Source organism: Pseudoalteromonas sp. JB197 (assembly GCF_002332205.1).
In the GTDB taxonomy this organism is placed as follows: domain Bacteria; phylum Pseudomonadota; class Gammaproteobacteria; order Enterobacterales; family Alteromonadaceae; genus Pseudoalteromonas; species Pseudoalteromonas nigrifaciens.
In genome coordinates this window covers 781,227-805,367 of record NZ_NRGZ01000001.1, presented here as the reverse complement: position 1 = coordinate 805,367, position 24,141 = coordinate 781,227, and the positions used below count along the sequence as shown (strand labels likewise).

General features: G+C 40.9%; 24 protein-coding genes, 10 tRNA genes and 1 pseudogene. 21 read left to right on the top strand and 14 right to left on the bottom strand.

Going from position 1 to position 24,141, the window contains the following annotated elements:
* Positions 1-4: 4 nt before the first annotated feature.
* The 10 genes from CIK86_RS03830 to hemA form a co-directional block, all read right to left on the bottom strand.
* A complete protein-coding gene (locus CIK86_RS03830; RefSeq protein ID WP_041454382.1) occupies positions 5-373 on the bottom strand; it encodes a DUF423 domain-containing protein in 369 nt (122 codons plus the stop codon).
* 19 nt (positions 374-392) lie between these two features.
* Complete coding sequence (locus CIK86_RS03825) at positions 393-1,022, bottom strand: alpha/beta family hydrolase (protein WP_011327751.1); 630 nt, start codon at positions 1,020-1,022, stop codon at positions 393-395.
* A 1-nt stretch (position 1,023) separates the two neighbouring features.
* Positions 1,024-1,920, bottom strand: coding sequence for a transcriptional regulator GcvA (locus CIK86_RS03820; RefSeq protein ID WP_011327750.1), 897 nt, complete (start codon positions 1,918-1,920; stop codon positions 1,024-1,026).
* 110 nt (positions 1,921-2,030) lie between these two features.
* Positions 2,031-2,885, bottom strand: a complete 855-nt coding sequence (kdsA, locus tag CIK86_RS03815; protein WP_011327749.1) for a 3-deoxy-8-phosphooctulonate synthase — start codon at positions 2,883-2,885, stop codon at positions 2,031-2,033.
* 9 nt (positions 2,886-2,894) lie between these two features.
* Positions 2,895-4,148 carry a DUF819 family protein gene (locus tag CIK86_RS03810; RefSeq protein WP_011327748.1) on the bottom strand — a complete coding sequence of 418 codons (1,254 nt, stop codon included), beginning with the start codon at positions 4,146-4,148 and terminating at the stop codon, positions 2,895-2,897.
* A 14-nt stretch (positions 4,149-4,162) separates the two neighbouring features.
* On the bottom strand, positions 4,163-4,993 hold the full coding sequence (locus CIK86_RS03805) for a tetratricopeptide repeat protein (protein WP_086997957.1): 831 nt from the start codon (positions 4,991-4,993) through the stop codon (positions 4,163-4,165).
* A gap of 149 nt (positions 4,994-5,142) precedes the next feature.
* Complete coding sequence (locus tag CIK86_RS03800) at positions 5,143-5,517, bottom strand: SirB2 family protein (protein WP_011327746.1); 375 nt, start codon at positions 5,515-5,517, stop codon at positions 5,143-5,145.
* 83 nt (positions 5,518-5,600) lie between these two features.
* Positions 5,601-6,440 (bottom strand): peptide chain release factor N(5)-glutamine methyltransferase, encoded by an 840-nt coding sequence (gene prmC, locus CIK86_RS03795; protein WP_086997954.1) that lies wholly within the window; start codon positions 6,438-6,440, stop codon positions 5,601-5,603.
* Between the two features lie 5 nt (positions 6,441-6,445).
* Positions 6,446-7,531 (bottom strand): peptide chain release factor 1, encoded by a 1,086-nt coding sequence (gene prfA, locus CIK86_RS03790; protein ID WP_011327744.1) that lies wholly within the window; start codon positions 7,529-7,531, stop codon positions 6,446-6,448.
* Between the two features lie 6 nt (positions 7,532-7,537).
* Positions 7,538-8,794, bottom strand: a complete 1,257-nt coding sequence (gene hemA / locus CIK86_RS03785) for a glutamyl-tRNA reductase (protein ID WP_041454381.1) — start codon at positions 8,792-8,794, stop codon at positions 7,538-7,540.
* Positions 8,795-8,877: 83 nt separating this feature from the next.
* Here hemA and lolB point away from each other — a divergent pair, with 83 nt between their 5' ends.
* The 16 genes from lolB to CIK86_RS03705 all read left to right on the top strand — a co-directional run bounded on the left by lolB (position 8,878) and on the right by CIK86_RS03705 (position 15,466).
* Positions 8,878-9,465: a lipoprotein insertase outer membrane protein LolB gene (lolB, locus tag CIK86_RS03780; protein ID WP_086998003.1), complete on the top strand. Its 588-nt coding sequence runs from the start codon at positions 8,878-8,880 to the stop codon at positions 9,463-9,465.
* Between the two features lie 2 nt (positions 9,466-9,467).
* Positions 9,468-10,322, top strand: a complete 855-nt coding sequence (gene ispE, locus CIK86_RS03775; protein ID WP_086997951.1) for a 4-(cytidine 5'-diphospho)-2-C-methyl-D-erythritol kinase — start codon at positions 9,468-9,470, stop codon at positions 10,320-10,322.
* Between the two features lie 87 nt (positions 10,323-10,409).
* Entirely contained in the window at positions 10,410-11,357 is a 948-nt protein-coding gene (locus CIK86_RS03770) for a ribose-phosphate pyrophosphokinase (RefSeq protein WP_011327740.1), read from the top strand.
* A gap of 170 nt (positions 11,358-11,527) precedes the next feature.
* The gene (locus tag CIK86_RS03765) at positions 11,528-12,142 is read left to right on the top strand and encodes a 50S ribosomal protein L25/general stress protein Ctc (RefSeq protein WP_086997948.1); all 615 of its coding nucleotides are present in this window, start codon (positions 11,528-11,530) and stop codon (positions 12,140-12,142) included.
* Between the two features lie 18 nt (positions 12,143-12,160).
* Positions 12,161-12,745, top strand: coding sequence for an aminoacyl-tRNA hydrolase (gene pth, locus CIK86_RS03760; RefSeq protein ID WP_011327738.1), 585 nt, complete (start codon positions 12,161-12,163; stop codon positions 12,743-12,745).
* A gap of 52 nt (positions 12,746-12,797) precedes the next feature.
* On the top strand, positions 12,798-13,889 hold the full coding sequence (gene ychF / locus CIK86_RS03755) for a redox-regulated ATPase YchF (RefSeq protein WP_011327737.1): 1,092 nt from the start codon (positions 12,798-12,800) through the stop codon (positions 13,887-13,889).
* Between the two features lie 319 nt (positions 13,890-14,208).
* Positions 14,209-14,285 (top strand) — tRNA-Met (locus CIK86_RS03750).
* A 65-nt stretch (positions 14,286-14,350) separates the two neighbouring features.
* Positions 14,351-14,435 (top strand) — tRNA-Leu (locus CIK86_RS03745).
* 36 nt (positions 14,436-14,471) lie between these two features.
* A tRNA-Gln gene (locus tag CIK86_RS03740) sits at positions 14,472-14,546 on the top strand.
* Between the two features lie 5 nt (positions 14,547-14,551).
* Positions 14,552-14,628: transfer RNA gene (locus tag CIK86_RS03735), tRNA-Met, on the top strand.
* A 92-nt stretch (positions 14,629-14,720) separates the two neighbouring features.
* Positions 14,721-14,805, top strand: a tRNA-Leu gene (locus CIK86_RS03730).
* Positions 14,806-14,843: 38 nt separating this feature from the next.
* Positions 14,844-14,918, top strand: a tRNA-Gln gene (locus tag CIK86_RS03725).
* A gap of 84 nt (positions 14,919-15,002) precedes the next feature.
* Positions 15,003-15,087 (top strand) — tRNA-Leu (locus tag CIK86_RS03720).
* A gap of 38 nt (positions 15,088-15,125) precedes the next feature.
* Positions 15,126-15,200, top strand: a tRNA-Gln gene (locus CIK86_RS03715).
* 70 nt (positions 15,201-15,270) lie between these two features.
* Positions 15,271-15,355: transfer RNA gene (locus CIK86_RS03710), tRNA-Leu, on the top strand.
* A gap of 36 nt (positions 15,356-15,391) precedes the next feature.
* Positions 15,392-15,466: transfer RNA gene (locus CIK86_RS03705), tRNA-Gln, on the top strand.
* A 284-nt stretch (positions 15,467-15,750) separates the two neighbouring features.
* Here the strand turns inward: CIK86_RS03705 and CIK86_RS03700 are convergent.
* Complete coding sequence (locus CIK86_RS03700; protein ID WP_011327736.1) at positions 15,751-16,920, bottom strand: FAD-dependent monooxygenase; 1,170 nt, start codon at positions 16,918-16,920, stop codon at positions 15,751-15,753.
* Between the two features lie 264 nt (positions 16,921-17,184).
* Here CIK86_RS03700 and miaB point away from each other — a divergent pair, with 264 nt between their 5' ends.
* From miaB to lnt, 5 genes are read left to right on the top strand one after another with little or no spacing between them, the layout of a single operon-like run.
* Positions 17,185-18,633: a tRNA (N6-isopentenyl adenosine(37)-C2)-methylthiotransferase MiaB gene (gene miaB / locus CIK86_RS03695; protein WP_086994706.1), complete on the top strand. Its 1,449-nt coding sequence runs from the start codon at positions 17,185-17,187 to the stop codon at positions 18,631-18,633.
* 50 nt (positions 18,634-18,683) lie between these two features.
* Positions 18,684-19,742 carry a PhoH family protein gene (locus CIK86_RS03690; protein ID WP_011327734.1) on the top strand — a complete coding sequence of 353 codons (1,059 nt, stop codon included), beginning with the start codon at positions 18,684-18,686 and terminating at the stop codon, positions 19,740-19,742.
* A 4-nt stretch (positions 19,743-19,746) separates the two neighbouring features.
* Positions 19,747-20,205, top strand: a complete 459-nt coding sequence (gene ybeY / locus CIK86_RS03685) for an rRNA maturation RNase YbeY (RefSeq protein ID WP_011327733.1) — start codon at positions 19,747-19,749, stop codon at positions 20,203-20,205.
* Between the two features lie 22 nt (positions 20,206-20,227).
* Positions 20,228-21,112, top strand: a complete 885-nt coding sequence (gene corC / locus CIK86_RS03680) for a CNNM family magnesium/cobalt transport protein CorC (RefSeq protein WP_011327732.1) — start codon at positions 20,228-20,230, stop codon at positions 21,110-21,112.
* Positions 21,093-22,643, top strand: coding sequence for an apolipoprotein N-acyltransferase (gene lnt, locus CIK86_RS03675; protein WP_176359666.1), 1,551 nt, complete (start codon positions 21,093-21,095; stop codon positions 22,641-22,643). The genes corC and lnt overlap by 20 nt, the downstream gene beginning before the upstream one ends.
* Before the next feature lie 82 nt (positions 22,644-22,725).
* Here the strand turns inward: lnt and CIK86_RS03670 are convergent, their stop codons facing one another.
* The 3 genes and pseudogenes from CIK86_RS03670 to CIK86_RS03660 all read right to left on the bottom strand — a co-directional run.
* Positions 22,726-23,019 (bottom strand): type II toxin-antitoxin system RelE/ParE family toxin, encoded by a 294-nt coding sequence (locus tag CIK86_RS03670; protein WP_086994712.1) that lies wholly within the window; start codon positions 23,017-23,019, stop codon positions 22,726-22,728.
* Positions 23,016-23,297 carry a type II toxin-antitoxin system Phd/YefM family antitoxin gene (locus CIK86_RS03665; protein ID WP_011327729.1) on the bottom strand — a complete coding sequence of 94 codons (282 nt, stop codon included), beginning with the start codon at positions 23,295-23,297 and terminating at the stop codon, positions 23,016-23,018. The genes CIK86_RS03670 and CIK86_RS03665 overlap by 4 nt, the downstream gene beginning before the upstream one ends.
* A gap of 295 nt (positions 23,298-23,592) precedes the next feature.
* Positions 23,593-24,069 (bottom strand): annotated as a pseudogene (locus tag CIK86_RS03660) (IS3 family transposase); the annotation flags it as partial.
* Positions 24,070-24,141 lie beyond the last annotated feature (72 nt).

Here is a 24,141-nt window from a genome sequence, read left to right as displayed (position 1 = left end):
CCCTTTAAAACTTAAATCGTGCAACTTGCACTAAAATAACAATCCAACCAATAATAAAGCATAAACCACCCAATGGGGTTATTGGGCCTAGCCACTTCATACCTGTTATGGCAAGTAAGTATAAACTGCCACTAAAAAGCAGTGTGCCCGCAATAAAAAAACCGCCAGCCCAATTGAGGTTAATACCCCACTTAATTAACACCGCCACAGCTATAAGCGCTAATCCATGCACCATTTGGTACTCAGCTGCGGTTTTAAACACACCTAATGAGTACTCCGACAGTCGGCTTTTTAAACCGTGGGCGGCAAAAGCCCCTAGCATTACCGACAGCATACAAAAAAAGCTCCCGGTCATTAAAAATAATTTAATCATTTATTACTCTCTCGAATACTTATTTAACAATGCATTTTATAAAGCGCACAGCACTTTGTACTGCAGTTGCTCGATTTTGCGCCTCACTAACGCCACTTTTTTTACGCGGTTTTAGTGAATGGTCGCCATCGGGTAGCCAGCAATATTCTGGTTGCTTGGGCATTAACATAGTAGCTAGCTCCTCACGAGTACCAAACGTATCGCGCTCACCTTGTAATACCAAAAATGGGCAGCCTATATCAGCAAAATGATCAGTGCGTAGCTTTTCAGGCTTGCCTGGCGGATGAAACGGATAGCCAAACGCTAATACACCTAAAATAGCATGCTCGCTAGTACAGGCAAGCATTGACGCCATTCGTCCCCCCATAGATTTGCCACCAATAAATAACGGCAACCCTGGCTGTGCATGGCTAAGTATTTGCTCATAGTAGCTAAGCAATTTAGGCGCGCGATCGGGTGGGCGGCGTTTATTGGTTTGTTTCGCTATTTGCATATATTCAAAATCAAATAAACCAACATCAATCCCTTGCTCACTAATGAGTTGTGCCATATTTTGCATAAACTCATGGTCGCTACCGGCTCCTGCACCATGGGCAAAAATAAACTGTGCTATAGCTGGCTGCTGTGTACTTTGAAACCATTCAATCATATTAATACTCTTGTTCTTGCTCTACTAAGCTCAGCATCCATTCTTTAAATGACACTATTTTACCCATTTCAGTTTGCGACTCGCGCAGCACTAAATAATAAGCGTTTTTACTCTCTAAACTATGATTAAACGGGATCACTAATCGTCCGGCGTCAATATCGGGCTTAGCGAGTACACTATTGCCTATAGCCACACCTTGACCATGCACTGCGGCTTGTAACACCATAGATGAGTGACTAAAAATAGGCCCTTGGTTAACTTGTACATTACGTACACCGGCGGTTTTCATCCATGTTTTCCAATTTTTACGCGTGGTGTCGTGCAATAAAGTATGGTGCGCTAAATCACTGGGTTGATTAAGTGGCTTAATGCCATTTAATAATAGCGGGCTACACAGCGGCACTAAATACTCGGTATGTAACTTAAAAGTTTGCACCCCACTCCAATGCCCCCGGCCATAATAAATAGCAACGTCGACATCGTCGGTTAAAGAGTTTTCGTCTAGATCTTGCGCTTTTATTCGCACGTCTATTTCTGGGTGTAACTCATTAAATAAACTTAATCTGGGTACTAACCACTGAATCGCAAAGCTTGGCGTTAAGCTTACCGTTAAAGAGCCTTTTGCACCTCGTGCTAGTAATTTTTCGGTGGCGTCTATTAGTTGGGTAAATATTTCTTTTATATCGAGAAAGTAACCCTGGCCTTCTTCGGTTAATAATAGCGAGCGGTTTCTGCGTATAAATAGCTTTAAGCCCAAATGTTCTTCTAATGTTTTTATTTGATGACTTACAGCGGCTTGCGTTACATATAGCTCTTCTGCAGCTTTGGTAAAACTTAAATGACGTGCTGCTGCTTCAAAGGCTTTAAGCGCGTTTAATGGAGGGACCCGTCTTGACATGATAACCACGCTTTGAATTAGTTTTTCTTATGCATGGAATTATATATTTAAGGTGTAAAAAAAGCGACCTTAGTCGCTTTTTAAATATTACCTAATATATAGGTTATAAATTATAAATCGCTGGCACTGGTATCAAGCGGTGCAAAGCTTTTAATTAAATCATCTACGGCTTTCATTTGTGTTAAGTAGCCTTCTAATTTACTCAATGCTAGTGCACATGGGCCATCGCATTTTGCTTCATTTGGATTGGGGTGTGCTTCTATAAATAAGCCCGCAATACCAAGTGCCATACCACTGCGAGCAAGCTCTGCTGCTTGGGCGCGACGACCATCAGCCGAATCTGCACGGCCACCTGGGCGTTGTAGTGCATGGGTAGCATCAAAAATAACAGGTGCCATTACTTTCATGTCGTCCATGCCGAGCATATCAACCACTAAGTTATTATATCCAAAGCTTGAACCACGCTCACACAGTGCCACGTTGTTATTACCTGCTTCGTTAAATTTAGTAATAATATGGCGCATTTCGTGTGGGGCTAAAAACTGTGGTTTTTTTACGTTTATAATTGCGCCGGTTTTTGCCATAGCAACAACCAAATCTGTTTGGCGGGCTAAAAATGCCGGTAACTGAATAACGTCAACTACTTCAGCAACAGGTGCTGCTTGATGTGGTTCGTGTACGTCGGTAATTAACGGAATATTAAATGTTTTTTTAATTTCTTCAAATATTTTTAAACCCTCGTCTAAACCCGGGCCGCGGTAAGAGTTGATTGATGAGCGATTAGCTTTATCAAACGACGCTTTAAATACATAAGGGATATTTAATTTAGTGGTTACTTCTACGTAATGCTCTGCAACACGCATGGCTAAATCACGAGACTCTAATACATTAATACCGCCAAACAATACAAACGGTTTGTTGTTTGCAAGTTCTATGTCATTAATTTTAATAATTTGGTTGTTCATTTTTATTCCTTATGGTGCAACTGCTTGCATCATTAATCCACAAATATAAGCCATATAAGTACCTACGCCATAGCCAAGTACCGCTAATAATACACCTACAGGAGCAAGCGACGGGTGAAATGCAGCGGCAACAACGGGTGCAGATGCCGCGCCGCCTACGTTGGCTTGTGAGCCTACCGCCATATAAAATAACGGTGCTTTAATTAGTTTAGCTACAATTAACATTAAGCTCGCATGGGTAAGCATCCATATAATGCCAATTACAAAATACATTGGTGTTTCAAAAATCGCCGTTATATTCATGTGTAAGCCGATTGATGCAACCAAAATATACAAAAATGTAGAAGCAACTTTCGACGCGCCAAACGATTCTATATGGCGTACTTTAGTAAACGATAAACTAATACCAATAGTGGTTGAAATCACGATTAACCAAAAAAACTTACTGTTTAAGCTGTACTCTTGTGCCCATGGGAAATTAGCACCAAAGTAAGGGCCTAAAAAGTCAGCACAAAAATGTGCCAAGCCGGTAATACCAAAGGCAATGGCAATAATCATCATATAATCGTTAAGCGTTGGCATGCGCGCATGCTCAGCATGATACTTTTCAACCCGGTTTTTAAGATCTTCAATGGCGCTGGTATCGGCACCTGTTCTTGCATCAATGGCTTTATGATTAGCTGCCATTAATAATAAAACGGCCATCCATAAGTTAGCAACAATGACATCTACCGTCACCATGGCCGAAAATATATCACCGCCAACTTCAAACATTTCTTTCATTGATGCTTGATTAGCACCGCCACCAATCCAGCTACCTGCTACTGTGGTCATACCCCGCCATACGGCATCGGGGCCATGTCCGCCAATTGCTTCTGGGTACACTGCGCTCATAATTAAAATAGCTAAAGGGCCACCAATAACAATACCAGTAGTACCGGTTAAAAACATAATGAGTGCTTTGGGGCCTAAGTTTATAATGGCTTTTAAATCAATACTTATAGTCAGCAGTATTAAACACGCTGGTAGTAAATAGCGTGAGGCTACGTAATATACGTTTGATTTATTACCATCAACAATACCAAAGGTATTAAGTAATGAGGGCAAAAAGTAACATAACAGTAAAGCGGGTACATATTTATAAAATGCTTTAAAACCTGGGTGCTGGCTGTTAGAGGTTTTAAACACAAACCCTAAAATAATTGCCAGTAAACCAAGTACCACAGCATCGTTAGTAATTAATGCAGTTTGGGCTTCAACCATAGTTATTCCTATTTTTAATGGTGAGTTTTATTATTATTGTCTTCTAGTTCTTCTATTTGGTGTTGAATAATATCTATTGCAGGATCGTCTGGGCATTCATCTACAAAAAACTGTAAATCGTCACGTGCCATTTTAGGGCAACCTAATTGATTGAGTAAATACCCTCTGTCGCGTCGCTCATAAGGGTCGTCACCAATTATATCCATCAGCATTTCGACGCAGTTTAACGCATGACCAAATTTATTTTCGCTAATAAACGACCACTTTTGCTGGGCTAAAAATAATTTATATACTTCGTCGTCAAAAATAAGCTCAAGTGGCTCTTGCTCTTGGGCATTATCTTCATCAACGTTTTCAGGAATGATATACCAGCTTTGTTGGCCGCTGCTTGGCTCAATGGTATAGCCTTCTTCATCACTCATAGCTACATGTATACCAATATCACCTTGGGTAATACTTACACAAGCGTCTAGTTTGGCATGTTGTAAAAAATGGCTGAGTAAAATAGCAAGTGTTGTTGGTGAACCACTGCGCATAGTTAATGTATAGCTTATGCAATTTAACTTGTACTCTGGCACCTTTAAGCTAGAAGCACTAAATAGCCATTCACTATAAAAACGATCTAGTAGCTTATCTAAACGCACATGTTCGTCAGATGTTTGCAGGCACAAAGCATCTATTTCCTGTTCAAAGGAAGTTAAAATTTCATAGCTAGGCGTTAAGTCAATCTGAGGGTCCCATTTAGATTCGGCTTGAATACAACGATAAATCGCCGGTGGCAAAAAATCATCATAAGCTTCATCAAAATAAGAGTCATCGTGTTCATCAAACCCGAGGGTGGTCATTCATACTACAACATTTTAGAAAACGAAGGCGTAGTTTACCTACTTTTTAAGCTAGATACCAATGTAGAGGGGCTTGAATGTGAACTTATGTTTAGAAATAGTTGAGCTTTGTACACAATTATACAAAGCTCAATTGGGCTAATTATTACTTATAAAAGCAGTGCCGACTTAGCGGTTGCTAAATAACCGATAGCTAAAATAACCAAAGTGTTAAAAATGGTATATGCTACTTTTGGTGCTGTTTTTGTTTGTTTTGAGCTAACAATACCAACGGCAATATAAATAACCACTAGCACTATCTTTTCTAGTAACCAATATTGCTCAAACGGATTAATTTTAGCGATCCCCATTAGCATTAATGCTGAAACAAGTAACAAAGTGTCTATGCCGTGGCTGCCAATAAACACCAGTTTATTTTTTGCCAACTTACCACTACCCATGCGTGAAAATGAGCGTACATAAAATAAAATTACACTCAACATCGCAATAGCCATGTGTGAATGTTTAACTGCTAAATAATCCATAGTTTTAATACTTCTGTTTAGTTAAATGTTTTTATTTTTAAAAACGAATAAGCAGTGCAAATATTACACTGCTGTAATTTAGTTTAAGAGCACTGTGCAAGTGTAACGCGATCGTTATTGCCTAAGTCTTTCACTGTTTTAATATTTATAAACCCCATTTGTGCAAAAAATTGGCTAACCGCACCACTTTGCTCAAAACCATGTTCGATCAAAAGATAACCTTTAGCGTGAAGATAGTCACGTGATTGGGTAATTATTTGTTTTATATCAGCCAGTCCATCATCATCTGCAACAAGTGCTGAGAGCGGTTCAAAGCGCACATCACCTTGCTTGAGGTGTATATCGGTTGTTTCTATATACGGCGGATTAGATACAATTAAATGAAACTTTTCGCCATTAAGCGCGCTAAACCAATTACTTTGCTTTACTTGCACATTATTAATGGCTAATCGCTGCTGGTTACGTGTAGCAAGTGCAACAGCATCAGCTACTCTATCTACTGCGGTAATTTGCCAAGTGGGCATTTCGCTCCCCAGTGCTAACGCGATTGCGCCAGTCCCTGTGCCTAAATCGAGCACCTTTGCATTACTTGGCACCGCCATTTCAAGCGCTTGCTCTACTAATGTTTCGGTATCTGGACGCGGTATTAAAGTGGTGGCATTAACCTCTAGCGATAAACTCCAAAATTCACGTTGCCCTGTAATATGTGCAACTGGCTCGCCATTTAAACGCCTTTGGCAAAATGTATCAAATTGCTGCTGTTGCTCTGTACTAAGCGTGCTTTCTGGCCAAGTAAAAAGATAACTGTGAGGTTTTTGCAATATATGCAGTAGTAAAACTTGCGCGTCTAATTTAGCGCTTTCGCTGCTAGGTGCTAATAAATTAGCGCCTGCAGCAATTGCTTGTTCTAGGGTTTGGGTCACTATTATTACTCGTCGCCCATGGCCGCTAGTAAGTCGGCCTGATGCTCTTGCATTAATGGCTCTACAATACAGCTTAAATCACCGGCTACCACTTCGTTTAAGCGATATAGGGTTAAGTTAATACGGTGATCGGTAATACGACCTTGTGGATAGTTATAAGTACGAATACGCTCAGAGCGATCGCCACTACCTACTAAGTTACGACGCTCAGAGGCTTCTGCTGCATCGCGCTTTTCGTCTTCAGCTTGTTGCAAACGCGCTGCAAGTACCGACATAGCTTTAGCACGGTTTTTATGTTGCGAGCGCTGATCCTGACACTCTACAACCACACCGGTAGGTATATGGGTAATACGAATAGCAGAATCGGTTTTATTTACGTGCTGACCACCCGCGCCTGATGCACGAAACGTATCAACTTTAAGATCGGCCGAATTAATTTCAATTGCCTCAGCTTCTGGTACTTCAGCCATTACCGCAACCGTACACGCAGAGGTATGAACTCGACCTTGCGATTCGGTTTCTGGTACACGTTGTACACGATGCACGCCAGATTCAAATTTCAGCTGACCAAAAACGCCTTCACCACTAATATTAGCAATTATTTCTTTATAGCCGCCGTGCTCACCTTCGTTGGTGGTCACCACATCTACTTTCCATTTTTTAGTTTCGGCATAACGGCTGTACATTCTAAATAAGTCGCCGGCAAATATAGCCGCTTCGTCGCCACCAGTGCCCGCTCGCACTTCTAAATACACGTTATTATTGTCTTTAGGATCTTTTGGCAGCATTAATACTTGAATTTCATCTTCTATGGTCAGTATTTGTGCTTTAGCTTCTTTGTATTCTTCTTGCGCCATTTCACGTATATCTGGGTCTGAATCTTTCAGCATTTCTTCTGCGCTTATTACATCTTGTTGCGCTTGTTGGTAGCTTAAAAACGTTTTTACTACCTCTTCTAAATCTGAGTATTCTTTAGAAAGTGCACGAAAGCGGTTTTGATCACGAATGACCGATGGGTCGCTTAGTAGCGCTTGTACTTCTTCATAACGCTCAACTAAGATTTCTAACTTATGATAAACGGATTCTTTCATTAACTGCTATTCCTGATCAATACCTAACATTTTTTTCAATTGGTTTAACTGAGCCACTTCACCTTTTTTCGCTGCATCTTGAATAGCACGGGTAGGCGCGTGCATTAAGCGATTGGTTAACTTATTGGCCAGCTCTAAAATAACTTTTTCGGCATCTTTACCTGTATTGAGCTGACTCACTGCTCGCTCTACAAGTTCGGACTTTATTGTTTGTACATCGTTTCGATAGTGGCGAATTAAATCCACCGAATCGAGTGAGCGTATCCACATTAAAAACTCTTTAGTGCGCTCGGTAATAATAACTTCAGCCTGCTCAGCGGCTTCTTCTCGGGCACTCATATTCTCGCTAACAATGGTTTGTAAGTCATCAACAGAATATAAATAAGCATCGTCAAGTTCACCCACTTGGCTTTCAATATCGCGAGGAACCGCAATATCAATAAACAACATAGGCTTATAACGACGCTGTTTAAGTGCTTGCTCCACCACACCCTTACCAATAATAGGCAGTGTGCTGGCGGTAGAACTAATAACAATATCGGCTTTATGTAAACGCTCAGGTAGCTGAGCAAGTGCAATTACATCACCCGATACTTGATCCGCTAAACTACGTGCACGCTCAAGGGTTCTGTTCGCAACCGTAATGTTTTGCGGCTCATTTTGGTACAAATGTTTGGCTACTAGCTCAATTGTTTCACCGGCACCAATGAGAAGTACATTGGTTTTATCGAGCTTGCCATAAATATGTTTAGCTAAATTAACCGCCGCATAAGCAACCGACACTGCACTGGCACCAATGTTGGTTTCAGTACGTACTTGCTTAGCAACTGAAAACGTTTTTTGAAATAATCTATCAAACGTCACGCCCACAGCATTATGAGTTTTAGCACTGTTATACGCTTGCTTTATTTGCCCCAAAATTTGCGGCTCGCCCAGTACGAGTGAATCTAGGCCACAGGCTACGCGCATTAAGTGATTTATAGCATCACTACCTTCATGGCAGTAAATGTTTTTACTCAGTTCATGTTCATCCAAACCATGGAAACTAGATAACCACTGCAACAGTGTTTGGGAATTTTGCTGTGCAAGGCTACAATACACTTCAGTTCGATTACAGGTGGAAACAATCACTGCCTCATTAAAATGGGCGTGGCCACTTAATTGCTGTAGCGCCTCTGAAATTTGCTCAGGGGAAAAAGCCACTTTTTCACGTAATTCTACGGGAGCGGTTTTGTGATTAATACCAAGTGCGATTATGGTCATATTTGCCAAATATTGATGAGCCCTACTTTAAAGGCCGCAATTTTATCAAAAATCTCAGGAATATGGAAAGTAAGGAGCAACATTTGATTCGACAATATTTTATTTTAGCGATGTTTTTCTTGTTCTTAGCCGGCTGCGCTCAAAAAAGAAACTTAGAAACAACCACTTACGAAAACTGGAAAACACATCTTGCTGAGCAAAGTATTTGGCAAGTAGAAGGTAAACTTGCTTTTATTAGCCCCGATGAGCGCCAATCTGCAAACTTAAACTGGCAACAGAGCCAAAATAACAATAATTTAGTGCTCACCACTTTTATTGGTACACGTATATTGTCACTCAAACAAACTGCAAATACGGCAGAACTAAACTATGATGGCGAGCAGTATTTTGACACCAATGCAACGGCATTACTAAAACGTTTAACCGGTTTTGCTTTACCGGTAAATAACGCCGACAGTTGGTTAAAAGGCACCATTGATGACCAAACTTTAAAGGTTGATCAATTAGGCCGCGCTAAAAGCGTATTATGGTTTGATAGTACAGGTAAAAAATGGCAAATTGAGTACGCTAGCTTTGTGCAAAAAAGCGGCTACTGGCTTCCCAGCAGACTGACCTTAACCCATCAAAAAATTAAAATTAAAATTCAACTCTACGATTGGCAGTTTAATTAACCATGAATAATATCACTTCATTTTCACTTATTGCGCCGGCAAAGCTCAATCTTTTTTTACATATTAATAGCCGCCGAGATGACGGTTACCATGAACTAGAAACCCTGTTTACGTTTTTAAATTATGGCGACGAACTTAGTTTTGAGTTAAGCGATTTACCTGCAATTATTGTTACCGGCGACACAAATGGCATAGCCACAACCGACAACCTTATCTATAAAGCGGCTTTATTATTGCAAACACAGTGCAAAATAAAGCAAGGCGTGAAAATAAATTTAATTAAACGTTTGCCAATGGGCGGCGGTGTTGGCGGTGGATCATCAGACGCTGCCAGCACATTATTAGCCTTAAATAAGTTGTGGAAAACAGCCCTCAGTTTAGATGAATTAGCTCATTTAGGCTTACAACTAGGTGCCGATGTACCCGTATTCATACATGGTAAAAGCGCCATAGCGCATGGGATTGGTGAGCAATTAGAACAAGTAATGCTTGAGCAAAAGTGGTATTGTGTGGTCTTCCCTAATCAACATGTAAGTACTGCTAAAATATTTACTCATCCTGAACTAAAACGCGACACGCCAAAAATTTCAGGAGACTGGCAACAGCATATTTTAACTAACGATTGCGAATCTTTAGTGAAAAAGCTGTGTCCCGAGGTTGAAAAAACCCTGCAGTGGTTGCTAAAATACGCTCCATCAAAGATGACCGGAACAGGTTCATGTTGTTTTGTAGAATTTGCTACGCAAGTTCAAGCACAAGATGTACTTGCTAATCTCCCCCATACTTGGCAGGGGTTTATCGCATCAAGCGTTAATACTTCTCCCGCTCATACGGAGTTAGCCGCCATATTTGATTGAAGTAACGTACAAGTAGTCATAAGTTAACACGCAGTGGTTTAATTATTGCCTGTTAGTCCAAAAATTCAGTGCCTGAGGAACCCTACCGTGCCTGACATGAAGCTCTTCGCTGGTAACGCAACACCTGAGTTAGCTCAAAAAGTTGCAAAACGTTTATATATTGAATTAGGCGATGCTGTTGTTGGCCGTTTTAGCGACGGTGAGATCAGTGTTCAAATTAATGAGAATGTTCGTGGATCGGATGTTTTCATCTTACAATCAACCTGTGCCCCTACAAACGATAACCTTATGGAACTTATCGTTATGGTTGATGCTCTACGTCGTGCATCTGCCGGTCGTATTACTGCCGTTATTCCTTATTTTGGTTATGCTCGTCAAGATCGTCGTGTACGTTCTGCCCGTGTACCCATTACCGCTAAAGTCGTTGCCGATTTCTTATCTAGTGTAGGTGTTGACCGCGTTCTTACGGTTGATTTACACGCTGAGCAAATCCAAGGCTTCTTTGATGTACCTGTAGATAACGTATTTGGTAGCCCTGTTTTACTTGAAGATATGAAAGCACGTCATTTTGACGACGTTGTTGTTGTATCTCCAGATATTGGTGGCGTTGTACGTGCGCGTGCTATTGCAAAACTACTAAACGATACCGATTTAGCTATTATTGATAAACGTCGCCCACAGGCAAACGTTTCTCAAGTGATGCATATTATTGGTGATGTTGAAGGTCGTGATTGTATTATCGTTGATGATATGATTGATACCGGCGGTACATTATGTAAAGCAGCTGAAGCACTTAAAGAGCACGGTGCTAAGCGCGTATTTGCATATGCTACTCACCCTATTCTTTCGGGAAAAGCGGCTGAAAACTTGCGCAATTCAGTGATTGACGAAGTTATTGTAACTGACTCTATTCCACTGTCTGCAGAACTTAAAGCACTTAATATTGTTAAAGTACTTACACTTGCCGACATGCTTGCAGAAACTATTCGTCGTATTAGTAACGAAGAGTCTATCTCAGCAATGTTTGAGCATTAATTAAAGATCTACTTTAGCGAAGCTAAGTAACTTTAATTTAAAAAAGCGCCTTTTGGCGCTTTTTTCGTAACTGTTATATATTTTGCTGGGGGGCGATGTTATGATAGCGCGCCTTTTGGCTAGGGACCTTGGTCGCAAAGGCCCTATACTTTTAATTATTGGAAACTATTATGTCAAACAAAACTTATGTATATAACGCAGAACTTCGCGAGCAAACTGGTACTGGTGCGAGCCGCCGCCTACGTCGCGAAAACAAAGTGCCTGCTATCGTTTACGGCGCAAACAAAGAAGCTACTTCAATCACTTTAGAACATAAAGATGTGATTAAAGCTCAAGAAAGCGAAGGTTTTTACACGCAAATTCTTACACTTAACATTGGCGGCGAGTCTGTTGAAACTATCCTAAAAGATATTCAACGTCATCCTTTCAAGCCTAAAGTTACACACCTTGATTTCCAACGTATCGATGCAAACCAAAAGCTACATACTATTGTTCCAATCCACTTTGTTGGTGAAGACGTTGTAGAAAAACTTGGTACAACTGTTGTTCGTCAGTTAACTGAAATCGAAATTTCTTGTTTCCCTAAAGCAATCCCTGATTTCGTAACAGTAGATGTTTCAAAATTAGTTGCAGGCGATTCTCTACATATTTCTGATGTTGCATTACCAGCTGGCGTTTCATCAATAGATTTAGCAAAAGGTCCTGGTCACGATCAGTCTATCCTAATTGTTAAAGCTAACAAATCAGCTCCAACTGAAGATGAAGCTGAAGACGCTGCAGAATAATATTTAAGGCTTAACACCTTGAATTCTATTCAAATGCTTGTGGGCCTGGCTAATCCAGGCCCCGAATACGCAAACACACGCCACAATGCAGGTGCTTGGTTCATTGAGCAACTCGCTGCACGCTATAACTGCACTCTAAAACACGATCCTAAATATCACGGCCTTACAGGTAAAGTGATTATTCAAGATCAAGAATTCAAATTATTGATCCCCACTACTTATATGAACTTAAGTGGTAAAGCGGTCGGTAGTTTAGCTAATTTTTTCAAAATTCCTGTGGAAAGCATTTTAGTTGCCCACGATGAATTAGACTTAGAACCTGGCGTTGCCAAATTAAAGAAAGGCGGCGGACACGGCGGTCATAATGGCTTAAAAGACATTATTGCAAAAATGGCAAATCAAAAAGACTTTATGCGCTTGCGCATTGGTGTAGGTCATCCGGGGCATCGTGAAATGGTAACTGGTTGGGTGCTAGGAAAAGCGGCCAAAGCAGACCAAGAAAAAATGGATGCTGCCATTGATGAAGCGGTACGCTGCATGGAAATACTTGCAAAAGATGGTGTGTTAAAAGCACAAAACAGACTACATTCGTTTAAACCCTAGTAACTTGGGTACAAGTTCGCCGTTTAAACGAATCTAAACAAGGTATCTTACTATGGGTTTTAAATGTGGCATTGTTGGCTTGCCTAATGTGGGTAAATCGACACTTTTTAATGCATTAACAAAAGCGGGTATTGAAGCCGCTAACTTTCCTTTTTGTACCATTGAGCCTAATACAGGTGTGGTACCAGTGCCTGATCCTCGCCTAGACGCACTTGCTAAAATTGTAAACCCACAGCGCATTCTTACAACAAGTATGGAGTTTGTAGATATTGCCGGTTTAGTAAAAGGCGCATCTAAAGGTGAAGGTCTTGGTAACCAGTTTTTAGCTAATATTCGTGAAACTGACGCCATTGGCCACGTAGTTCGCTGTTTTAATGATGATAATATTATTCACGTAGCTGGCACTATTGACCCTGCTGATGATATTGACGTTATAAACACTGAATTAGTGCTTGCCGATATGGACAGCGCTGAAAAAGCATCGTTCCGTAATGCTAAAAAAGCTAAAGGTGGCGATAAAGACGCAAAAGAGCAAAATGCAGTACTTGAAAAAGTAAAAGTACACCTTGATGAAGGCTTAACATTACGTTCTTTAGAGTTAACTAAAGAAGAAAAAGCAGCTATCAGCTCTATTAACTTTTTAACTATCAAACCAACAATGTATATTGCTAACGTTGCTGAAGATGGTTTTGAAAACAACCCATACCTTGATGTTGTACGCGCTATTGCCGCAGCAGAAGATGCGATTGTTGTTCCTGTATGTGCTGCTATTGAATCTGAGCTTTCTGAGCTAGATGAAGAAGACAAGCTTGAGTTTATGGCTGATCTTGGTTTAGAAGAGCCAGGCCTTAACCTTGTTATTCGTGGTGGCTATGAATTACTGCAATTACAAACCTACTTTACAGCAGGCGTAAAAGAAGTACGCGCATGGACTATTCCTGTAGGTGCAACTGCGCCACAAGCAGCAGGTAAAATTCATACCGACTTTGAGCGTGGCTTTATTCGCGCACAAACGATTGCTTTTGACGACTTTATTGCCTTTAAGGGTGAGAGCGGCGCAAAAGAAGCAGGTAAAATGCGCCAAGAAGGTAAAGAGTACATTGTAAAAGACGGCGATGTAATGAACTTCTTGTTCAACGTATAAATATACATTACCCAAATTTAGTGTGGTGATGATTTTAAAGGCTCGTTTTTACGAGCCTTTTTTATTTCTTTAATACCTGCTGTGGTTTTTTAACGTCTGTATTTGTTTAGCAAAATTGAAGAACTGCGAATAAGTTTAAGTTTAGTGTTTTTAATGCAGCTAAAAAAACAGCATTTATGCTAAATTTTAGCCGCTTAGCTTACTTTTCCTGCAAACAAACCAAGTTAAGTGTTTTTTTGCAAAAAAGGTGTTGACGAATTTGGGTCATATCAGCATAATACGCCCCGCACTCAGCGATGAAGTGCTAACGAAAAAATATGGCTAAGTAGCTCAGCTGGTTAGAGCACATCACTCATAATGATGGGGTCACAGGTTCAAATCCCGTCTTAGCCACCATTATTTTTTTGTTACTCAATGAAGAGTTTAAAATAACTACCTAGTGTTTAATTACACAAAGTAATGCGGGAGTGGCGGAATTGGTAGACGCGCTGGATTTAGGTTCCAGTATCTTAGGATGTGAGAGTTCAAGTCTCTCCTTCCGCACCATTCTTGATAAGAATTAAAACTATCAATTGTTTTTGTTGGGATATCGCCAAGCGGTAAGGCACCAGGTTTTGATCCTGGCATTCCCAGGTTCAAATCCTGGTATCCCAGCCAACAATGGCTAAGTAGCTCAGCTGGTTAGAGCACATCACTCATAATGATGGGGTCACAGGTTCAAATCCCGTCTTAGCCACCATTTCTTCTTTTAGAAATGGCTCTGCAAGAGTTAAATTGCAGCTCAATGAAGAGTTTAAAATAACTACCTAGTGTTTAATAACACAAAGTAATGCGGGAGTGGCGGAATTGGTAGACGCGCTGGATTTAGGTTCCAGTAACTTCGGTTGTGAGAGTTCAAGTCTCTCTTTCCGCACCATTTCTTGATAAGAAATAAAACTATCAACTATTCTTTGTTGGGATATCGCCAAGCGGTAAGGCACCAGGTTTTGATCCTGGCATTCCCAGGTTCAAATCCTGGTATCCCAGCCAACTTCTTCTACCAAGGAAAGTTGTTTAAAGAATAGCTCAGCTAAGAGCTTAAAATTGCAAACTGTGTTTTATTACACAAACGATGCGGGAGTGGCGGAATTGGTAGACGCGCTGGATTTAGGTTCCAGTAACTTCGGTTGTGAGAGTTCAAGTCTCTCTTTCCGCACCATTTCTTGATAAGAAATAAAACTATCAACTATTCTTTGTTGGGATATCGCCAAGCGGTAAGGCACCAGGTTTTGATCCTGGCATTCCCAGGTTCAAATCCTGGTATCCCAGCCAACTTCTTCTACCAAGGAAAGTTGTTTAAAGAATAGCTCTAGCTTAGAGTTTAAATTAGCAAATTAGTGATGCGGGAGTGGCGGAATTGGTAGACGCGCTGGATTTAGGTTCCAGTATCTTAGGATGTGAGAGTTCAAGTCTCTCCTTCCGCACCATTCTTGATAAGAATTAAAACTATCAATTGTTTTTGTTGGGATATCGCCAAGCGGTAAGGCACCAGGTTTTGATCCTGGCATTCCCAGGTTCAAATCCTGGTATCCCAGCCAATTTGTTTATACTTCCTACTTAAATTACTCTTCCTTTTTGTATTACTCATAACTACTCATAACTACTCATAACTACTCATTTTAAATCTATTTATTTTAAACTTCTGTATTTTTAATCTATCTATAAAATCTTATTTTAATAACTGTATTTAAATAGCCGTGTTTTAGTGGCTGTATTTTATTAACACCCCCTCTGCCGCCGCACTTTTACTCAATAAACAAACATAAAAAAAGACCCATAAATGAGCCTTTTCAATAGTTCGCAAATGTTATAGCAATTAGTATTAATTTAACTCGCCGCTAATAGCGTATTTTAAAACCCAGTTTTTTACCGGTCCGGTATTGTTAGCTATTTTTAAAAATTGGCTACGCGCCCATTTTAATGGCGCAATTTGATTAGAAAAGCCAAAGTAGCAGGCATCCATCATACTCATCATTAATAAGTTTGCTTTGCGGCGCGATTTTTCATACTCATTTAATTTTAATGGGCAACCTATGTCATCAGCACTTAATAGCACCTGTGCAAGCGCTACAACGTCTTGAAAGCCTAAATTTACGCCCTGCCCGGCTAATGGGTTAATAGTATGTGCAGCGTCACCTACAAGCACTAGTCGCCCTTGCGAATATTTGTTTGCGTGCTGGCGAGCCAGTGGAAACACCGCGTGCTTTAACACGGTAAAATCACCGGCAAGCTCAGGAAATTTTTTAACAATATGTGTTTTAAGTTGCAGCGGGTTTAAACCTTTAAAGCTTTGCAATGTATTGGCATCGTCATACCAAATTAAATTAGCGTAAGGAGCCTGCATAGGTAAAAAGGCCAAAGGGCCGGTGGGAGTAAATTGCTGCCACGTTTTTACTTGTTGCGGCGCATCAAGTTTTATAAGTACGCCCATGCAGTGCTGCTGATACTGCCAACCGGTTATACCTATGTTGGCTTTAGCGCGTAATTGCGATTGCCCGCCATCGGCTGCAATAACTAAATCAGCGGTATACGTTTGCTCACCATACACTAGCGTAATTGCATCTGAGGTTTGCTCAATACTCGTAATAGGCGCTGCTTGCTCAATAACTTCAATGTTGTATTGCTCAAATTGCTGCCATAAACTGGCTTGAATTAGGTTATTTTCAATTAAGTGGCCTAAATGCGTGGTGTTTATATCGGCGCAATCAAATAATAAATTATCGCCACCGCGCTCAAATGCTTCTAATTGTTGATACGGTGCTAACCTGCTTTGTTTTAAAAGTGGCATTGCGCCCAATTCGTCTAGTAGCTTTTCTGAAAAACGATTTATTGCCGATACGCGAATATCAACCTGATCACTGCTTAAAACTTGCTGTGGATTTATTAGTTTTTTTTCTATTATGCGCACTGCTTTACCTTGCTGAGCAAGTTTAATTGCCATAGCAGCACCCACCATGCCAGCACCCACAACAATTACTTTATTTTTTGTCATGTTCTCATCTTTTTAATTTCTTAAAACTATTTTAATTGTATCGTAATTAGCTTGTTATGTGCCAAAGGATACGCTCAACTGTGGATAAAACTAAAGCTGCATTGATTTGAAATCACAAACATGAAAACTATACTTGGATTTACGTGTGTATCCAGCTAAAATACGCGTCCTTTAAGTGGGTATAGCGCAGTAATGCATTTCACTTAATCCTGTTTCTAGCACATTTTTGTGCCACTATCGAATTGAACACGAGGCAATATTTCAATGAGCAAAAAGCTGCATATTAAAACCTGGGGTTGTCAGATGAACGAATATGACTCTCAGAAAATGGCTGAACTTTTAGATGCCACCAATGGCTACCAGCTAACTGATGATGCAACAGATGCCGACGTAATTTTACTTAACACCTGTTCAATTCGTGAAAAAGCACAAGAAAAAGTGTTCCACCAGTTAGGTCGTTGGAAGTTGTTAAAAGACGACAAGCCAGACTTAATTATTGGCGTAGGTGGTTGTGTTGCCTCACAAGAAGGTGACTCTATTCGCCAGCGTGCGCCATTTGTAGACGTTATTTTTGGCCCGCAAACGCTGCACCGTTTACCAGAAATGATTAAACAAGTGCAAGGCGATAAAGGCTCATCGGTTGTTGATATTTCATTCCCAGAGATTGAAAAATTTGACCGTTTACCAGAGCCAAAAGCCGATGGCCCATCTGCGTTTGTATCTATTATGGAAGGCTGCTCTAAGTACTGTACTTTTTGTGTTGTACCATACACTCGCGGCGAAGAAGTTAGCCGCCCAGTAGATGACGTACTATTAGAAATTGCCCAGCTTGCTGAGCAAAACGTACGTGAAGTAAACCTACTTGGCCAAAACGTAAACGCGTACCGCGGCGACACACACGATGGCGAAATTTGTTATTTTTCGGATTTAATTCGTCTTATTGCTGCCATTGATGGTATTGACCGTATTCGTTACACCACATCGCATCCAGTAGAGTTTACCCAAGATATAGTTGACGTATACGCCGATGTACCAGAGCTTGTAGATCATTTACATCTACCAGTACAAAGTGGTTCAGACCGTATTTTAAACCTAATGAAACGCGGCCATACGGCAATTGAATATAAGTCGACAATTCGTAAGTTACGCAAAATTCGTCCTAACTTAAGCATGTCATCAGATTTTATTATTGGTTTTCCGGGTGAAACCCAAGATGACTTTGAAGCAACCATGAAGCTAATTAGCGACGTTGGTTTTGATATGAGCTTTAGCTTTATTTACAGTGCACGCCCAGGTACACCAGCGGCCGACTTGCCAGATGACGTAACCGAGCAAGAGAAAAAAGAGCGTTTATACTTACTGCAAAATCGTATTACACAAATGGCGCAACAAATTAGCCGTCAAATGTTCGATACAGAGCAGCGTATACTCGTTGAAGGTCCTTCTAAAAAGAACCCAATGGAATTACGTGGCCGTACCGAAAACAACCGTGTAGTTAACTTTGTTGGCCCACATACAGTGATCGGTCAGTTTGTTGACGTACGTATTACCGAGGCACTACCAAATTCTTTACGTGGTGACTTAATTCGTACAGAATCAGAAATGAACTTACGTCGTGAAATCGCTCCTTCAGCTATTTTAACCAAAGCTGCAAGCCTTGAGCCTAAACCTGACACTATAAACGAAATTGGCGTTGCTACTTTCGTCCCTTAGTGGAAATTTTAGCGCCAGTTAACACTGGCGCCATGCTATAGGAAGTAATTTTGAGTAATCAGTTAAAAACATTAGAGATTTATTTAGAACCTGCCGATAACAAACGCCTTTCTTCTTTATGTGGCCCGTTTGACGAAAACATCAAACAAATTGAACGCCGACTCGGTGTTGAAATTATCCACCGCGATAACTTTTTTAAAGTCACAGGCAAAACTTACAGTAGCGCCAGCGCTGTAGAAATTTTAAAAAACCTTTATATTGATACTCAACCTGTGCGCGGCGAAATTGGCGAAATAGAACCTGACAACGTGCACTTAGCCATTACCGAATCAAACGCCCTTGAACAAGACGCCACAACCAGCACTTACACCAAAGAAATGGTGATTAAAACGCGCCGTGGTGTTATAAAGCCGCGTAACGAAAACCAAGGTATATACGTTTCTAATATTTTGCATCACGATATTACCTTTGGCATTGGCCCTGCTGGTACAGGCAAAACATACTTAGCTGTGGCAACTGCAGTTGATGCCCTAGAGCGCCAAGAAATTCGCCGTATATTGCTTACCCGCCCAGCGGTAGAAGCAGGTGAAAAGCTCGGTTTTTTACCGGGCGATTTAAGCCAAAAGGTCGACCCATACTTGCGCCCGCTTTACGATGCGCTATTTGAAATGCTTGGCTTTGAAAAAGTAGAAAAACTAATCGAAAAAAACGTTATTGAAATTGCCCCACTTGCTTATATGCGTGGGCGTACGCTTAATGATGCCTTTATTATTTTAGATGAAAGCCAAAATACCACCGCAGAGCAAATGAAAATGTTTTTAACCCGTATTGGGTTTAACTCAAAAGCGGTTATTACTGGCGACATAACGCAAGTAGATTTACCACGTGGTGTGCGCTCAGGCTTACGCCATGCAATGGAAGTACTCGATGGCGTAGACGAAATAAGCTTTAACCACTTTAAAGCCCAAGACATAGTTCGCCACCCTGTGGTTGCGCGTATTGTTGAAGCCTACGAGCGCAACGATGAAAGCGAGCGACTTATGCGCCTAGAAAAGCAAAAAGCCCGAGAGCAACTTGCCGCTCAACAACCGCCTGCTACTAAAGAGTAATACCGTGAACACTGAACTTGATTTACAAATAGCCTGTGAGTTTGACAACTTACCAAGCGAGGCACAATTTGCGCTTTGGGCCGACAAAGCCCTTAGCCAATACCGCGACGAATCTGAACTCACTATTGTAATTAGTGACGAAGCGCAGTCGCAACAACTCAACAACGACTACCGTGGTAAAAACAAGCCTACCAATGTACTGTCGTTTGAGTTTGAAGCACCACCGGGAATAGATATTCCTTTAGTAGGTGATTTAGTTATTTGCCCAGCTATTGTATTGGCTGAAGCAATTGAGCAAGAAAAGTCATTTCATGACCACTTTGCTCATATGGTTATTCATGGATGCTTGCATTTGCTTGGATTTGACCATATAAAGAGTGAAGATGCTTTTGAGATGGAAAGTATAGAAAAGCAATTACTTGCTGAGCTAAACATAGCAGACCCATATCGGGACGAAATCTAAATAAACGGAGTAATCAGATATAATGAGCGACGGTAACTCGCATTCTAGCCAGGGTTCTTCTGGAAAAAGCTGGCTGGGCCGAATAGCCCAAAAGTTTCAAGGGGAACCCCAGAACAGAGAAGAGCTGGTTGAAGTAATTGCCGATGCGCAAGAGCGGGATGTAATCGATCCAGAAACCAAAGAGATGATTGAAGGTGTGCTTGGCGTGTCTAAGCTTAAAGTGCGAGACATTATGGTGCCGCGCTCACAAATGATCACCCTTGAGATCGACAGCCCGCTTGAAGAGCTCATACCTATGATGGTTCACTCTACGCACTCACGCTTTCCGGTGGTGTGTGAGGACAAAGACCATGTAGAAGGGATTTTACTCGCTAAAGATTTATTACCCCTAATCTTAAACAAAGACGACTTACTGCCCTCACTGCGCGATTATTTACGCCCAGCAATGGTAGTACCCGAAAGTAAACGTGTCGATACCCTGCTTAACGAATTTCGTCAGCAACGCTACCATATGGCTATTGTTATTGATGAATACGGCGGTGTATCGGGCTTAGTCACTATTGAAGATATTCTTGAAATAATCGTGGGCGAAATAGAAGACGAACACGACGAAGAAGAAGAGCAACAAGATATTCGCCAACTTGCTAAGCATGTTTACGTAGTACAAGCGCTAACCCCTGTTGATGACTTTAACGAGCATTTTAAAACAGGTTACAGCACAGATGACGCCGATACTATTGGTGGCACTGTATTACATGCCTTTGGCCACATGCCAAGCCGTGGCGAAACCATTGATATAGAAGGTTACCAATTTAAAGTAACCAACTCTGACAATCGTCGTATTTTGCAACTGCAAGTCACCGTTCCTAAGGTTGATGATAACTACAGTGAAGATTCTGCTAACTAAGTTCACCTTATTAGCAAAAGATAAAAAAGCATGGCTCGCATTAATTGCGGGCCTTATTTTAACTTTTGCCTATGCCCCCTTTGAAATTTGGCCCATTGCATTTTTTAGCCTTGCTGCCATCATTTTTTGTATTAATCCAAAAAACACCGGTAAAAAACACGCAAAAACAGCCGCTAAATATGGCTTTATATTTGGTTTAGGTTGGTTTGGTGCTGGTATTAGCTGGGTACATGTATCTATAGCCACTTTTGGCGGCATGCCATTAATCGCTTCTTTAGCGCTTATGGCCTTATTGTGTTCATACTTAGCGTTATTTCCTGCACTTGCCTTTTGGGCAACAACTCGCTTTGCCAGCGGCCCTAAAAGTTATGGCGCATTATTAATTGTAAGTTTTGCCATAAGCGAATACTTACGCGCACACTTACTAACAGGCTTTCCATGGTTAAGTTTTGGTTATACGCAAACCGACAGCCCACTTAGACTGCTTGCCCCTTATATTGGCGAATTTGGTTTAACCTTAGTATGTATTGCCATTGGTTTTGCATTGTATCGCCTAAGCCAAAAAGATTTTAAAACACTGGCCATAACCAGCAGTGCTTTAGCACTACTTTTTGCTGGTGCATACACCACAGGTACAGCACAGTACTCTGGCAAAAGCATGTCGACATTACTTGTACAAGGTAATATAAAACAAAATCTGCGCTTTGATCCCAGCCAGTTTTGGACCACCATGAGTAAATACCAAGACCTAACCCGCACACACTGGGACGCCGACTTAATAGTATGGCCCGAAGCCGCAGTACCCGAAATAGAAGCGCTTGCCGACTCATACCTAGCAGGCTTAGACAGCGCCGCTTCATTTAATAAAACCGCGCTAATTACCGGTGTTGTTGACTACCAACTCGACACTAAAACTATTTTTAATACCCTTATAGTAGTAGGTAATAAAAATAAAGATGATGAACACGGCCACTACCGCTACCTAGATAAAAACCGCTATCAAAAACACCAATTACTCCCTATTGGCGAATTTGTACCATTTGAAGATTTACTGCGCCCTATTGCACCGTTGTTTGATTTACCTATGTCGTCGTTTACCCGTGGCGACAAAGTACAAAACAACCTACGTGCTAACGGCTTTAATATACTACCCGCTATATGCTACGAAATAGTATTTGCCGACCTAGTGCGTGGTAATTATCAGCACAGCTCAGATTTACTCTTTACCGTAAGTAACGATGCTTGGTTTGGCGACTCAATTGGCCCCCACCAGCATATGCAAATAGCTCGCATGCGCGCTCTAGAGCTACAGCGGCCACTAATACGTGTTACTAACAACGGCGTAAGCGGCGTATACGACCCAATAAGCCACACGCAACAAAGCATGCCACAGTTTGAAGCCACCACCATGAAAGCCGACGTTAAGTTAATACAAGGCGACAGCGTGTACAGCCAATACGGCAATATGTTTGTATGGGGGTTTGTGTTGTTGCTAGGTGTTGGCGGGTTTGGGATTAGGTTTAAGAGATAAATAAAAATTCTAAACTTAGAGAATTAGCAATAGATTAAGCCCAGCGCAGTCTCTGGGCTTAACAATTAACTTTTCTGGTTAATTATTGCTCTACATCGCTCAAGCTAAGCAATTGACGCCTATTGCGTAATGTGAGTATTTTAATTTCATGTTCAACTTTATAAATAATTCGATAGCTACCAAATATTAATTCACGATATCTTGAGCCTAATAATTCTGGCACTTCCCGACCTAGTTCAGGTTGAGTACCAAGTAAATCTGTTCGATCAAAAATATCATTAACCCATTTGTCAGCCGCCGATGGTTTATCAAAAGCAATAAATTTAGCCATAGTGACTAATTTTTCTAATGCTAAAGGCGACCAAACTACTTTCAATCTTTAATACTCTTTAAAACTTGCGCACGAGCATCTGAGTTTGAAATACCCAACCCCATAGAGAGTTGATCTTCAGCTTTTTGTATTTCCTCTAATAACTCTATTTTTTCCTGCATAGATTCATATTCAGCAACATCTAAAACCACAGCAACGCCTTTACCCCTTTGAGTTATTACAATTGGCCTTCTGGTTTCATTAACTTGGCGTATAAATGATGCAGCTCCAGCTCTAAAATCTGAAAGCGGCTGAATATCTTGATCTAAATGAAGCCTACTCATGATCGTACCTTTAGTTGTACTTTATATGGTACAAACTATAGTTAAAATAAATGTTAAATACAATACTTTATACTTAAGCTCAATAACAATATCGAGCGAAGTATATAAATCCAATTATACTAACTCTAAGGTAAACAAGCTTATTAAGTATCAAAATGATGCTAAATAAGCTTATATGACACCTTCTTTAGCGACTTATGTTTTGTGAATGTTGTTAAAAACTAAAGCATGGATGTTCTGTGTAGCAAAGCATATCTAAACACTCTGAGATGAATAGAGTATTATTATGTTGTGGTCAACTAATTCCGGACAGTGAATTAAGTTTTTCCTCTGCTACAGCAGGGGCAACCATTTGATTATGGCTATGTGGCCTGTGCCAGTTATAATAATTCATCAAATAATTGCTAATATCTTTTTCAGCTTCTTGATAATTACTATAGCCCAATGAGGGAACCCATTCTGTTTTTAAACTTCTAAATAGGCGCTCCATTGGCGCATTATCCCAGCAATTTCCTCGGCGACTCATACTTTGTTTTATTCGGTAACGCCACAACCTTTGTTGAAACCTTTTTGCGCTGTACTGACTGCCTTGATCTGAATGAAACATCAGCCCAGGTGGCTTGCCCCGTTGCTCGTATGCTCTATCTAATGCTTTAATAACTAAGTCAGTATCAGGTTTATCAGACATTGCCCAGCCAACCACACGACGAGCAAATAAGTCGATAATAACAGCCAAATAAGACCATTTTTTACCCGTCCAAAGTAGAGTAAGAGGCAGAACGTAGTCGAACTATTTTTCTGCCTCTCCTCTCCGAACCGTACGTGCACCTTTCAGCGCATACAG